Here is a 13676-nt window from a genome sequence, read left to right as displayed (position 1 = left end):
TAAGGTGGTCCAATGACCGAACCGCGCTGGCTTGACGACGAGGAGATGCGCGCCTGGCACGCGTTCCTCGCCGCGACGGCCCTGCTGAATCGCCGAATCGAGCAGCAGCTCAAGGACGACGCCCACCTGTCGCACGCCCAGTACGAGGTGCTCGTCCGGCTGGAACGAGCCCCCGGCCGCAGCCTGCGGATGACCGAACTCTCCGACGCCCTGATCACCTCGAAGAGCGGCCTCACCTACCAGATCGACCAGCTGACCAAGGCCGGCTTCGTCCGCCGCAGCCCTGCCCCCGACGACCCCCGCGGCATCATCGCCACCCTCACCCCCGCCGGCCTCCGCAAACTCGAATCCGCCGCCCCCGGCCACGTAACCCTGGTCCGCAACCTCCTCATCGACGTCCTCACCCCCGAACAGGTCACCGCCATCGCCGACGGCCTCGGCGAAGTCGCCAGGAAACTTCGCTGACCAAGTCCCGCACCCGTTGAAGAGACATTCCGAGGCCTGGACCGACAGCGTCGACCGATCCGGCAATCAACTCACTTGGCGATTGCAGCGTGCCTGATCTTTGCGATCGCAACCTTGAAGCCCCGACTCCCGATGGCTTCGCCGTGCATCTTCAGAGCGGCCCGAGAGAAGAAGTACATGATGTCCTCGAGATTCCCCTTCTTACTGGTTGCGATCGCGTAGACCACCGTCCATTCACTGGCCGAACCGAATTCGGCCGAAGGGTCCAAACGACGCAGATCGTCCATAACCTTCTCTCGATAGTCGTTGTCGTCCAACAACATCCGTGCCGACACCGAACCCTGCTGGAACAGATGGCTCATCTTGTCGGAACCATCCATCCGCTTGACACACAGCAACTTCTTGTCCCGGGTCAGTACGTCACAAACCTCGATCTTGACCCCAGGCCGGCCGCGATAGAGCTGTCGATCCAGGACGATCGCGTCTGGAAGTTTCTGACCCAACCAGTTGTTATAACGTTCCTCGCCGTACTTTCCCGGCACGTTGTCGAGCAGGAATTGGTCGTCCCATGCCGGCAGGTGCAGATCCTCAGTCATATCTAAGATGCTGTCGCGCATGTATCGGTTCACCAGATCGACGTAGTCGTTGTTGATCCGGATCCAGGTCCCTGCAGTGAGTGCGTAGTCTTGGGCACGGCCATTCAGGATGCTCTTGGCAGAACCGACCACGTAGTTCCGTAAAGGCTCCTTCTCATTGATCGGCTCCCCGCCGAGGTCGAATGCCTGAACCTTGACCGCGTTCAGGGGATCGGACCACCCATCGACGCCATCGATCGCGGAGTAGACATCGTCTGCCAGTAGTTCTGCCACCATCCCCCCTGTACGACGGCGGGAGAGCCTGAACCAGTCTGCGGCGAGATCCGAGTCGTCCGGGAGCGCGAACCCGATCTCGGGGTCTCTGTCACGCATAGCGGTGGTGATTTGAGTGTCCAGCTCGGCGATCTTCTCTTTGTCGGTTTCGCGACGAAAGTAGTCCAGGAACGGAAATATCGACGTGTAGTCATCAGATCCGTAGAGCTCCAACACCTTTCCCAGCTTGCCCGAAAGTGCAGTGAAGTCGAAGCTGTCTACATTCAACTGCAGGGCATCGGAACCGTTCACAGTCTTGGCGAAACCTGGGATCTTCACTTCGCCGCCGAACCTGCGGATCCATTCCTCATCGGTCAGCAGTCCCAGCGCGAATGCCTCATTCGGGGTCGGCAACCGACTACTTGCATTGCGCCGCCCCTTTCCGAGCCCCCGCGTGTCTGCGAGGTTGACCCGGTCGGGATTTATCGAATTTGCCGCGACCTTCAATCCGAAGTCGTGTTCTATCAAGGACTTCTCGATCGCCTGGAATCCGTAGCCGAAAGTGATCGCAAAAAGTCGAGCGTGCGCCTCTACGATCAGCACCGCACCGGCGGACCGGCCCGTAATCGGCTCGTCACCATCGGTGTGGTCAAGCAGCGGGACGAGATAATCGTGCCAGCAGACCGGCTTATCACTTCCTTGATATACGAACAGTCGCCACCGCACGCCATCCTCGGCGGGTATCAGTGGTCGTTCCTTATACCCATTAGGTTGTCGCAAGACCTCTTCAGAGAGCCGCGCGTGCTCTCGCAGCAGATATACGGTCACTCGCATGACAGCTCCACCTCCACACCGCAGAGGGACAACCTGAATGATCGCCATTTCGGGTAGCAGGGGTTCATCGTCAACCTCGATGTGCCGCCAGCGCCCGACAACCCTACTAGTCGCTTGTCCAATTCGACGGAACTCGCACTAGATTCATGGCACACTCTCAGCGATCTTCCGTCAAGAGGCGACCTGGACTGCATGGGCAAGAACTCTTCCTTCCTATCGAAAATACTTCTTCTTGCGGCACATCAAGCCGATGTGCTATTGGTACTTTCACGCAAAGGCTAGGGGGAGAACCAGATTCGGCGCGACCGGATCTGCGTACACTTCACTCCGGATTTACGCATGAGAGGGAGCTGCGTGGCCGACCTGGAGTATCAGAGACAAACTTTCTCAACGCTTCATGTCTCCGACACGGACCGACCAGACTATTGGATACGTCATGTTCGTATGAACCACGGCGAATTGAGGTTCGATTTCGGCGAACATCGAGATTTCGTCGGCCAGACCGAGGTCCAACGTTGCGGCCCATACCAACTGGTCGAGTTCGAATCGAGGCGCATCCGCTATGTACGGACCGCCGCTCATGTCCGCGAAGACGATGATCGGAGTGCGCGACTGGTGATTCCGCTACAAGGGCGGATCGCACTCGCTCAAGGTGAGGAGGCCGCCTTACTGACACCCGGGCAGATGGGCATGGTTTCCTTGGATCGCCCGCTGAGCTTGGCACATGAAGACAACGCCCACGCTTGGATTCTCACCGTTCCCGCAGAGGATATTCCGCCCGAGCTCGACAACTGCGGCGTACCGCTGACGCTCGATCCGCAGAGCGCAATCCTCGGCACGGTGCGCGCCATGACGAGGGAACTTGCCCTCCACCGCGAGACAATGTCCGAATGGGAGTTCGTGGAGATCTCTGGACGACTCGTCGACCTACTGGGCAAATCCATTCACGAACGACAAGCGCCGCATCAGGATCGTCTCGCATCGATTGCGAAGGACGCCGCAACCTATGTCCGAAAGTATTCCGACGACCCCACCATCACCCCGCTGTCAGTGGCTGATCATCTCGGCTGCTCACGACGCCAGCTCGAACTCGCACTACGTACGACCAACACTCCACCGGCACGGCTCATCCGCGAGGCCAGACTCCAGCAAGCACGGCGGCGACTTCAGGATCCACTCAATGTCAGCACCGTTGATTCCATCGCTTTCGAGTCCGGTTTCAGGTCACTGAGCGCATTCAGAGACGCGTTCGAAAAGCGGTATGGAATCCAACCGAGCCAGGTACGCATGGCCTACCGCCGCAAGTAGCACGAGTCGCTGCTTGTACTTACCGAGTCGACTGCGGGACCGGGGCGCGGTCCAGCCATGCGGCGAAGGCCTCGAAGGTGAAGGGGCGGCCGAGGAAGGTGGCGACCAGGTCGGCTGCGTCTTGGGAACCGCCGGGGGCGAGGATCAGGTCGCGGTATCGGTGGGCCACTGTGGGATCGAACAGGTCAGCGGGATCGAAGGCGGAGAACAGGTCTTTGGCGATGACCAGGCTCCACAGGTACGTGTAGTACGCGGAGGTGTAACCCGCGAGGTGGCCGAACGACGCCTGGAAGTGGGTGCCGGGCAGCGCGGGGAGCACGCCGTAGCGTTCCATCGCGGCCGAGACCGCTTCGGTGTGATCGCCGGGCCGGTCGCGATGCAGCAGATACGACACCGCGGTGTAGCCGACCTGGGTCTGGACGGCCATGCCCTTGCCGAAGTCCTTCGCCGCCCGCATCCGTGCCACCAGCTCGGCCGGGATGGCGGTGCCAGTCTCGTCGAGGGCGAAGGTGCCGAGAATCGAAGCGTCCCAAGCCCATTCCTCGAGCATCTGGGACGGCGCCTCGACGAAGTCCCACTCGGTGGCGACTCCGGAGAACCGCGTCCACTCCTGTCGCCCGCCGAGCACATGATGGATCAGGTGCCCGAATTCGTGGAACAGCGTGACCACGTCCTGGTGTTCCATCAGCCCGCGGGAGAAGTTGCACACCAGCACCCCCTCGGGCAGCAGTCGGCCGGTGACCCCGCTGACGAGGTCGAATTGCGCGGCATGCTTGTACTTGCCTTCGCGCGGATGCAGGTCGAGATAGATCCGGCCGCGCCGTTCCCCGTCCACATACACGTCGTAGGCGGTGACGTCCGCGTGCCAGCGTGGAACATCGACCTGCCGATACTCCAGCCCGAACAGCCGCCCGGTGACGTCGAGCAGACCGGCCCGCACCCGGGTGAAATCGAAGTACCGGCGTACTTCCCTGGCATCGACGTCGAATTGTTCGCGCCGGATCAGCTCGGTGTAGTAACTGATGCCGGAGCGGTCGATAGTGCCCGCGGGGTCGTCCTCACGTCGTCGCGCGAGCACGGCGTCCAGGTCGCGCCGGCCGGCGGCGGCCGCGGCGGTCGAGATCCGCTCGATGAACTCGGCGATGGCGTCGCCGGTGCCGACCATCTTGACCGCCGCGTCGTAATCGGGCCAGTTGTCGTAGCCGACGAGCTGAGCCTTCTCGTGCCGAAGGTCGAACATCTCGTGCAGGACAGCGTCATTGGTGGGCCAGCCCCGGCTCTCGAACTCGATCGTGAGGCTGCGGCGGGCATCGGCATCGCGGGCGTAGGCCCGAAACGGGCGGTAGTCCGGGTAGTCGGTGGTGACCGCGATCAGTCCGTCCTCGGCGGGCGGATGTGCCGCGATGAAGTCGGCGGGCAGCCCATCCAGCTGCTCGGGGGCGAGGCGAATCGCGCGGACGTCGTCGCGGATGGCTCGGCCGAAATCCTGGTCTAGCACGGTGAGACGCTCGGCGATCTCTCGCAGCCGGGCGCGGGTCCGATCGTCGCGGTCCACACCGCCGCGCCGGAAGTCGCGCAGCACGTGCTCGCGCATGCGCACGGCCGCCTCGTCCAGATCCGTCGTGTCGGTGGCCGCGACCACCTCGTAGAGCGCGCGATCGAGGTCGCGCTCGGTCCGGACCCGATCCACCTGCTGAACCAGTTCCTCACCACGCCGCCGCACATCGGAATCGGGATGCACCTCGACGAACAACAAGGCAGCGGAGTCGGCACCGCGCAGTGCGATGTCCGCGTCGTTCCACAAGCCGAGCACTTCGGCGGTATCACGCGGGCGACCATCTCCGAGCCGCGCCAACGTCTCCGCGACGGTCTCCAGCCGGTCGCGTACATAACCGGAGAGCCAGTCGGACCAGTCGTCGGCGGGCAGGGCAAGCGGCTGCGGACTCATTCCTCGACAGTAACTCGGCCGCGACAGTGCCCCCGGAGCGGAATTCGCCCGCAAGGTTGCACCAAACCAGCCGGTCAGATGGTTGCTGGACATCGAATCAGCAACTGATCCTGGCATGTCGTAGACACATCAACGCAGGTCCATCCTAGAATTTCAGCGGTAGGTCCAGGATTCGCTCGCGCGGTGCTGGCTGGTCCGGGCCAGGTCTGTAGCCGCGGTTGACACCAGGGAGACGGCTCATGACCTTGCGTGCAGACTCCGGCGTTACGCGTCGACTACCGGGATGGCGGCGGTCGGTGGCGGTGGTCGCCGCGGCGGTGGCGCTGTCGGCGGCGCCGATCGCGAAGGCCGAGCCGCGTGATGTGCCGCTCGGGTTGCCGTCGCTCGGGCTCGGGACCTCGTTGGCCTTCCCCGGCGCCGAGCATCAGGTCTCGGTGAACATTCCAGTGTTGCCCGGTCTGGCGCCGACCGCGCTGATCGGCACGATTCAACTTCCGCCGCATGTGGCGCGCGGGTCGTTGGAGGTGCATTCGGGTGAGCGGCTCATCGACCGGATCGAGCTTCCGCTGGTGCCGCGCGGGCCGATCCGGTTGTCGCTGGCCGGTGCCGAGATCGTCGACAACGCGATCGCGGTGACGGTCACGTCGTCGCTCATCTCCGAGGCCGGCGCGTGCGTCGTCGACTGGCTGGGGCGGCCATTGACGCTGACCGAGGCCGCGGTCGTTTACAACGGCGAGGAACAGCAGCCGACGACGGTCGCCGACTTCCTGCCGCCGGTACTGGAAAAGCTGACCGTCTACCTGCCTGCCAGTCCGAGCAAGGTGGAGAGCGCCGCGGCGATGTCGCTGACCACCGCGGTGATCGCCCGCTACGGCAATCAGCCGGTGGCGGTGGATGTCCGGGCGGTGCAGCCGGGGTCGACGGTCCCGGACCACCCGCCGGGGTTCCTCGAGCGCCAAGTGGTCATCGGCGAATCGGCCGATGCGGCATTGCGTTTGGCGACCGGACCGACGCCGGTGCTGACGATCAACGGGACCGACAAGACCCTGCCGGATCAGATGCGTTTGCTGGTCAGCGATTTGGCCAAGGTGGCGATCTCCTCGGCCGCGACGGCGGTGGCGCTGCCGCCCGCACCCCAGATCGCCCCGGACAGCACGACACTCGGCGCACTCGGCCAGACCCAGCTCAGCGCGACGGCGATCGGCCCGGTGCGGGTCGATGTCGGCATCGATCAGTCGCGCCTCGGCCGCCCGTCGAAGGATGTGCGAGTTCGATTGCGCGGCAGCTACACCCCGCTGCCGGACACCCTCAACGGTCAGCTCACCGTGAGCACGGGAACGACCTATATCGACAGCTGGCCAGTAGACGGATCGGGCCGGTTCGATCGGTGGATCTCCATCCCGAACTCGATCCTCGGCCGATTCACCACGCTGTCGGTGACGCTCCAGCAGGCAGGCCTCACCCATGGCTGTGGACTGGAAGCGCCGCTGACGCTGACCATCGAGCCGAGCAGCGAAGTCACCAGCAACGTCTCGACACCGCCGATCCCCGGCGGCTTCGGCGCGCTGCCACAGGCCTTGCTCCCCGAGGTACAGATCGGTTTGCGCACACCGGGTTTCGCGGACACCGTGCGCGCGGTGACGGTGCTGACCGGACTCCAGCGGTTGACCAGCATCCCGCTCCGCCCCGAACTGGTCACCTTCGATCAGGCGGTCGCGAGCAAGTCGCCTGCGGTGCTGATCGCCGCGAACGGCGATGTGCCGGAATCGATCCGGCTGCCCCTGCGCCAGACCGACGCGGGCCTGGCGTTGACCGGCGACGACGGCAAGACGATCAGCAAGATCACCACCGACCCGGCGACTCCGTTCGCGTCGTTGCAGAGCACCTGGTCCGGTGGACGGACCGTCGTCGTCGGCTCTTCGAGCGATACGCCAGAGCGCCTGGACCGGGTACTCGGCTGGCTCAATGCCGATCCGAACCGATGGTCTCGGCTGCACGGTGCCGTGCTCTTCCAGGCAGGTGATCGAACACCGGAGTTCCTCGATCCGGCCACCGCGGCCCCGAAAACCTCGGACAGCTCCGAAATGACTTCTCTGGCAAAGATTCTCACCGCGGCCGGAGCGGCAGTAGTGCTACTCGGACTCCTGATCGGCCTGATCCTCCTGCTGCGGCGCGGCAGGCGGTAGATGTCCACCGGCACGGCGGCCCGCGGACACGTCCGCGGAACTGTCACCAGAATCACGGCGCGGATCGTGCTGATCCTGCTGGCGACCGCCGCCGCGTTCTGGACCACCTGGGTGCGGCTGGTGCACGACACCTGGACCGGTTCGAGCATCGGCTTCGTGTTCGTCCTACCGGTGCTGGCGATCTTCTCGGCGATCGGACTGACCCTGCGCCGCGGGGCCGAACTGCCCATCCACGACCGGCAGACCGACCTCATCGTCGGCCTGATCGGACTCGGATTGTCCGCTTGCACACTGGGTTTGCTGACGCCCCGCTATCGCTACCTGTACGAGATGCTGCACCTGGACCTGCTGGCGGCGTGGTTGTTCGTCCTGTCCGCGTGCGTGCTGCTGTTCGGTCTGCGCCCGGTCACCCGGTACTGGCCGTGCTGGCTGCTCCTGCTGGCCGCGTTCCCGCCGCCGTACCGAGCGATGCGCGTCATCATCGGCGGCGGCAGCGTCGCGGCGGGCGCGACCATGCTGTTGTTTGCCGCGTTCGCCGCCGCGATCGCGGTGGGCCGCACCCGAACCCGTGCGTGGGTCGGCGCGGGCCTCGCGTTCGCCGTCGGCTGCGCGGTCCTGGTGGTGCTGCGCATCCGGTGGCCGTCGGCACGAGTGCTCGTCTACCAGGCGATTCCGTCGGTGGTCGCGGTGCTGATCGTGGCCGCGGTGATGTACGTGGACTGGCGGCGCCGGCGCGGAACATCGCTCAAACCGCTGGACCGCGAACTGGATCCGCTCACCGCCCCGCAGGCCTGGGCGGCGGCGGCCACCGTGACCGTCGCCGCGCTCTTGATCATGATCATTCCGATCCCCCCGGACTACGACCGCACCTTCCCGGTCATGCCCGGACTCGTGCTCACGCAGCCACATACCGTGCCGCCCGGCTGGAGTCAGCTCAGCGAGCGGCAATATCCGTGGGCGCAGCACTACTTCGGGCAGGGCACCTCGATGAGCCGCCGGATGATCCGCGCCGACCAGCACAACCCGCTGTGGGACAACGAATCTCGACGTCGTCGCATCGTCGTCGACACCGTGCGCGCCGAGGATCAGTACGCGATCGACCGATATCCCGAATTCGTCCTCTACAACATGCCGCAGCCGCGGATCAGCCCGCCGGCCCGGATCGACCTCGGCCACGGCATCACCGCCCGCCTCAATACCGTCCTCGACGATCGTCGCCTGCTCAGCTGGACCTGGCTGACCTGGAATTGGAGCGGCGCAGGCGGTTCCGAGCGGATCAGCCTGATCGCGGCGGACAATCACGAGTCCGACGCCGCGTTCCCGCCGCCGCAGCCGTCGATGCTCGGCATCTTCGAGAACTTCCTGCATCAGTTCCTGCGCGGCAAAGCCGTTGTCCTGGACTCGGAATCCGCGGACGTCGACTCCGACGCCGAACACAAGGACCAGGACATGCTGCTCTCGGTCGCCCGGGCGATCGTGGCGGGAGCGGGGAAAGCATGACGATCGACGAAGCGCCCCAGCCGGGTTGGGACAGTGCGCGCGCACTGCATTCGGCGGTGCACGGGCTGCGTGAATCCGATCCGCTGGCCTCGGCCTCGGTGGCTTTCCTGCCGTGGCAACGCAATACCGCGCTGGGGCTCGTGCTACTGGTCGTGGTGTGCGCCGTGTTCTTCCCGATGGGAACCTGCGTCGTGCTCGTCGCCCTGTGCACGCTCGGCTATCTCGCCGCGATGGGCGACCGGGTGCTGATCTTCCAGCGCGGCATGGCCAGGGACGCGATCATGACCGTCAGCGACGCGCGGGCGCGCGCACTCACCGATGCCGAGCTACCGCCCTACACGATTCTCGTTCCCGCATACGGCGAACCCGAGGTGGTCGGCGACCTGATCGGCGCGATGACCGCGCTCGACTATCCCAAGGACCGGTTGCAGGTGCTGCTCCTGCTGGAGGAGGACGACTCCCCCACCATCGAGGCCGCCCGGCGGGCCGGCATCGGCACCCTGGCCAGCGTCGACCACGTCACCATTGTCCTCGTGCCGGAGGCACAACCGCGGACCAAGCCCAAGGCCTGTAACTACGGACTGCATCTGGCCACCGGCGACATCGTCACCATCTACGACGCCGAGGACATCCCCGATCCGCTCCAATTGCGGCGCGTGGTCGCGGCTTTCGCGGAGCTACCGCCGGAAGTCGTGTGCATCCAAGCCAAGCTGGCCTTCCACAACGGCCGCCAGAATCTGCTCACCGCCTGGTTCACCGCGGACTACGGACTGTGGTTCGGGTTCCTGCTGCCGGGGCTCATGCGCAGCAAGGCGCCGATTCCGTTGGGCGGCACGTCGAATCACTTCAAGCGCGACGTGGTCACCGACATCGGCGCCTGGGATCCCTACAACGTCACCGAGGATGCCGATCTGGGCGTGCGCATCGCGGTGTCGGGCTACCGGACCGCGGTGATCGACTCGACCACCCTCGAAGAGGCCAACCCGGACCCGATCAACTGGGTTCGCCAGCGATCCCGCTGGTACAAGGGCTACCTACAGACCTGGCTGGTGCATACCCGGCGCCCGATCCGGTTGTGGCGCAGCATCGGCACGGTCAGCTTCATCCGGTTCACCCTGATCCTCGCGGGCACACCGATCATCGCCTGCCTGAACCTGGCGTTCTGGTTCATCACCCTGTCCTGGATCCTCGGTCAGCCCGCGGTGATCGGTCAGCTCTTCCCCGCCGCGATCTACTTTCCCTCGCTGATCGCGATGATCCTCGGCAACGGGGCGACCATCTACATGAACCTGCTCGCGTGCCGGGAGAACAACCGATCGGACCTGCTGGTGGCCTGCCTGACCGTGCCGTTCTACTGGCTGCTGATGAGCATCGCCGCCGCCAAGGGCTGCTATCAGCTGGTCCGCAATCCGTCCTACTGGGAGAAGACCTTTCACGGGCTCGGGACCAAGGAGGCCGCCGAGTGAGAGAGCGCTGGATCTTCGCCGCATCGACGCTGCTGTATCTCGCCGCGGGCACCTGGTTGAGCGCGGGCAACGGGTTCCTGATGGGCGACGCGCTCAGCCGGGTATCCGCCACGCAGGCAACGCTGTTCAGCCGCGATCCGCACCTGTCGGCGATCGGCTTCGTCTTCACGCCGTTGACCTCGCTGGCGCAGTTGCCGATGGTCGCACTGGCGCAGTGGTTTCCGGGCATCACCACCTGGGGGCTGTCGGGTGTGCTGATGTCGGCGTTGTTCATGGCCGGGGCGGTGGTGATGGTGTTCGGCATCGGCACCGATCGCGGCGCGCCGCTGTGGCTCAGCGGGGGTGTCGCCGTGCTGTTCGCGCTCAACCCGATGGTGGTGTTCTACGGCGCCAACGGGATGAGCGAGGCGCCGTTCCTGTTCTGCCTCTGCTGGGCACTGCGGCGGCTCATCCGCTGGATGCGCACCGATGACGCGAATGACCTGACCGCGTGCGGGATCGCGCTCGGGCTCGCCTACCTGACCCGGTACGACGCGCTCGCGCCCGCGGCGGCCGCGGGTGCGCTGGTCTTCGTGGTCGCCTACCGGCGTTGTCGCGGCGAAGCCGGCCGATGGCACAGCTCCGTCATGGATTTCATCCTCGTCGTGCTGCCCGTCGCGGCCGCGTTCGTGGTGTGGGCGGCGACCAGCTGGTTGATCACCGGGTTGGCGTTCCAGCAGTTCAGTTCGCAGTACGGGAACTCGTCGATCTTGCAGCAGTCCAGCTCGTCGGCGACCGAAACTACTGCGGCGCTGGAGTATTCGACCGCCGCGACGCTCATTCTCGGACCGACGCTGCCGCTGCTCGTGCCGATCGTCGCCGCGCTCGCCGTGCGCAGGCGTGATACGCAGGTGGTGGTGCCGATCCTGCTGTGCGGTTCGGTGCTCGCTTTTCAGGCATTCAGCTATCTGAGCGGGTCGACGTTCGCGTTCCTGCGGTTCTACGTTGCCGCCATTCCGTTGGCTGCTGTTCTGGCACTACAGGTTTCGCCCGTGCGCGGGTTTCCGCCGAGCCGTCGTCCAGGCCGGCACGCGCAGACCGCGACGACGGACACGAGCCCGGCAACCGGCCGGCATCGGGTTCGAACCGGTTGGCGCGCACCGGCAGTCGGGATGGCGCTGACGCTCGCACTACTCGCCGGCGCCGTTCCGCTGACCGCGTGGGGAATGTCGAGCCACGCCATCTCGGTCCAGGAGTACTCACTCGGAGCGGTGCTGTTCCCGGATCCCGACAACGCATCCGAGCGCCGAGCCGACGAGCGCAGAATCGCCGCGACCTTCAGTACCGAGCGGCGACTGGCGAACTATCTGGATTCCATGGACCTGCCGCGCGGCGCGGTGCTGATGGACACCGTGTACGGGTTCGCCGTCGTGGTCGCCTCACACCGGCCGGATCAGTTCGTCGTCCCCTCGGATCGCGATTTCGTACGGGTGCTCAACCGGCCCGCCGAACGCGGCGTGAAATACATTCTCGCGGTGCCCAACACCGGACGAGGCACCTCCGACGCGGTCAACCGGCGTTATCCGACCATGTACGAAAACGGCAGCGGTATCGCGACATTGGCCCTGGAGGCACCCAATGATGGCGCAGGCCAACCGGAATGGCGCATTTACCGAGTCCTCGGCGCGGACTGATCACCCCACGGTCGTCCGCTCGGCCGCCAGCGACCAGAGCGGATCATCCGTGCCGACATCGAAGGTGCACTGATCGGGTCGCGGATCGGGCACGAACGCCCAGATCAGCGCGCCCGCCGTACCCGCAGCCCGCTGCGCGACGAACTTCGCGTCCAGATGCGCCCGACGATCCTCGAGACTGCCGCAGGACCCGGCCTCCTCGCCGATCTCGGCCACCAGCAACGGTTTTCCCAATTCGGCGGCCTGACGCAACCGAACTCCCAAGCCGTTGAACTGATCTCCCGGCAGCGAGTCCCGGAGGTAGTCGTGATACTCGACGACATCGATCCCCGGCGACGCACTGACCTTGCGGAACTCGTCGCCTTGCGTACCGCACTGTCCACCACCCGCGAACCCGGCGTAGATCAGCCGCTGCGGATCCAGTTCCCGCACAATGGCTCCGGCATCATCCATGAACTTGCGCAGCACCGCCGCGGCATCCGGCGGGCAGGTGCGGGCGGGCAGATCACAGTGATTGCCGGTGCAATTGCTCGGCTCCGGTTCGCCGACGAGTTCCCACCCGGCGATCACCGGAATGCTTTTCCACCGATCCACGGCCCGCTCGATCCAGTCCCGGAAACTCATCACCGACCGGCCGTGCACCGGATTGAGCGTGCTCCAGCCCTTGACGTACCACTGCCGCTGTTTGAACTGCTCGTCCGCGCAGCCGCCGTCCTGCGGCGAAAGCACCGGCAGCACGATCTGCCCGTACTTTTCGGCCGCCGCGAAAACCGCGTCTGCCGCACTGAAATCCATTGCGCCGGTTCGCTTATTGATCGACAATGCCTGGAAAAGATTGAACCGGGTCATCGAGTTGGCCGGCAGCGCGCCGAAATAGCCGTCCAGATCCGTTTGCGCGCCACAACCGAAGTTCACCGACCAGTTCGTCGCCAACTGCGGTGCGTTGAATCCGGCGGGCCACCACGGCGCGCCCCGCAATCGCAACCCCTGCGGCGTGGCGGTGACGACCGCCTCGGCGGCCGGACGCGACTCCCGCGGCGGGCGCTCGTCGGGGCGCGGATAGGGCCCGTCCGCACACCCGCCCGCGACCAGACCGGCGATCGCCAGCAGGGCGGCGAGGCGAACTCGCTCGGCAGTCACCGCTCGCCTACTGCCCGAACCCGACTGTGAAACCGGGGCAATCCTCCGCATTACACGTGGTCACCGGGCTAACGCTACGCGCAGCACCCGCACTCACCCCGGCACCACGCCGTGCGCCGGGACCCGGACGAGGCGGCGGATCGAGTCACATCCAGGTAAAGCTTCTCGGCAAAACCTAGGCGCTGGGCAACGGACCGCCGCCTTGATCGGCCAGCCGGTCCCGAATCGCAACCTCTGCACCGAGCCCGCCTCGAACCTCGCTCAAGACGAGGCGGCGTCTGGGCCTCCCGCGCGAGTCATCGACAAGG

9 protein-coding genes are annotated in these 13676 nt (G+C 65.4%); 6 read left to right on the top strand and 3 right to left on the bottom strand.

What is annotated here, in order from left to right; genetic code table 11:
- Window positions 1-12: 12 nt before the first annotated feature.
- A complete protein-coding gene (locus F3087_RS08350; RefSeq protein WP_150401271.1) occupies window positions 13-465 on the top strand; it encodes a MarR family winged helix-turn-helix transcriptional regulator in 453 nt (150 codons plus the stop codon).
- 71 nt (window positions 466-536) lie between these two features.
- Here the strand turns inward: F3087_RS08350 and F3087_RS08345 are convergent, their stop codons facing one another.
- Window positions 537-2147 carry a DUF6119 family protein gene (locus tag F3087_RS08345; RefSeq protein ID WP_191093856.1) on the bottom strand — a complete coding sequence of 537 codons (1611 nt, stop codon included), beginning with the start codon at window positions 2145-2147 and terminating at the stop codon, window positions 537-539.
- Between the two features lie 354 nt (window positions 2148-2501).
- On the opposite strand from F3087_RS08345, the gene F3087_RS08340 reads away from it, so the two are divergent.
- A complete protein-coding gene (locus tag F3087_RS08340) occupies window positions 2502-3455 on the top strand; it encodes an AraC family transcriptional regulator (RefSeq protein ID WP_191093855.1) in 954 nt (317 codons plus the stop codon).
- Window positions 3456-3474: 19 nt separating this feature from the next.
- Here the strand turns inward: F3087_RS08340 and F3087_RS08335 are convergent, their stop codons facing one another.
- The gene (locus F3087_RS08335) at window positions 3475-5403 is read right to left on the bottom strand and encodes a M3 family metallopeptidase (RefSeq protein WP_150401268.1); all 1929 of its coding nucleotides are present in this window, start codon (window positions 5401-5403) and stop codon (window positions 3475-3477) included.
- Window positions 5404-5642: 239 nt separating this feature from the next.
- On the opposite strand from F3087_RS08335, the gene F3087_RS08330 reads away from it, so the two are divergent.
- From F3087_RS08330 to F3087_RS08315, 4 genes are read left to right on the top strand one after another with little or no spacing between them, the layout of a single operon-like run.
- Window positions 5643-7589 (top strand): hypothetical protein, encoded by a 1947-nt coding sequence (locus F3087_RS08330; protein ID WP_150401267.1) that lies wholly within the window; start codon window positions 5643-5645, stop codon window positions 7587-7589.
- A complete protein-coding gene (locus F3087_RS08325; RefSeq protein WP_150401266.1) occupies window positions 7590-9089 on the top strand; it encodes an exosortase/archaeosortase family protein in 1500 nt (499 codons plus the stop codon).
- Window positions 9086-10555 (top strand): glycosyltransferase, encoded by a 1470-nt coding sequence (locus tag F3087_RS08320; protein ID WP_150401265.1) that lies wholly within the window; start codon window positions 9086-9088, stop codon window positions 10553-10555. The genes F3087_RS08325 and F3087_RS08320 overlap by 4 nt, the downstream gene beginning before the upstream one ends.
- Window positions 10552-12228 (top strand): ArnT family glycosyltransferase, encoded by a 1677-nt coding sequence (locus tag F3087_RS08315; RefSeq protein WP_223884917.1) that lies wholly within the window; start codon window positions 10552-10554, stop codon window positions 12226-12228. The genes F3087_RS08320 and F3087_RS08315 overlap by 4 nt, the downstream gene beginning before the upstream one ends.
- Here the strand turns inward: F3087_RS08315 and F3087_RS08310 are convergent, their stop codons facing one another.
- Window positions 12229-13368 (bottom strand): beta-mannosidase, encoded by a 1140-nt coding sequence (locus F3087_RS08310; protein ID WP_150401264.1) that lies wholly within the window; start codon window positions 13366-13368, stop codon window positions 12229-12231.
- Between the last annotated feature and the right edge of the window lie 308 nt (window positions 13369-13676).

It is taken from the genome of Nocardia colli, assembly GCF_008704205.1.
GTDB classification, from domain to species: Bacteria; Actinomycetota; Actinomycetes; order Mycobacteriales; family Mycobacteriaceae; genus Nocardia; species Nocardia colli.
The sequence above is the reverse complement of the archived record's forward strand: the minus strand, read 5'-3'. Positions and strand labels throughout refer to the sequence as shown.

Excerpts from the sequence above, each read along its gene's own strand:
- F3087_RS08350 (WP_150401271.1), top strand. The coding sequence starts at position 13 with ATGACCGAACCGCGCTGGCTTGACGACGAGGAGATGCGCGCCTGGCAC.
- F3087_RS08345 (WP_191093856.1), bottom strand. The coding sequence starts at position 2,147 with ATGCGAGTGACCGTATATCTGCTGCGAGAGCACGCGCGGCTCTCTGAA.
- F3087_RS08335 (WP_150401268.1), bottom strand. The coding sequence starts at position 5,403 with ATGAGTCCGCAGCCGCTTGCCCTGCCCGCCGACGACTGGTCCGACTGG.
- F3087_RS08330 (WP_150401267.1), top strand. The coding sequence starts at position 5,643 with ATGACCTTGCGTGCAGACTCCGGCGTTACGCGTCGACTACCGGGATGG.
- F3087_RS08325 (WP_150401266.1), top strand. The coding sequence starts at position 7,590 with ATGTCCACCGGCACGGCGGCCCGCGGACACGTCCGCGGAACTGTCACC.
- F3087_RS08320 (WP_150401265.1), top strand. The coding sequence starts at position 9,086 with ATGACGATCGACGAAGCGCCCCAGCCGGGTTGGGACAGTGCGCGCGCA.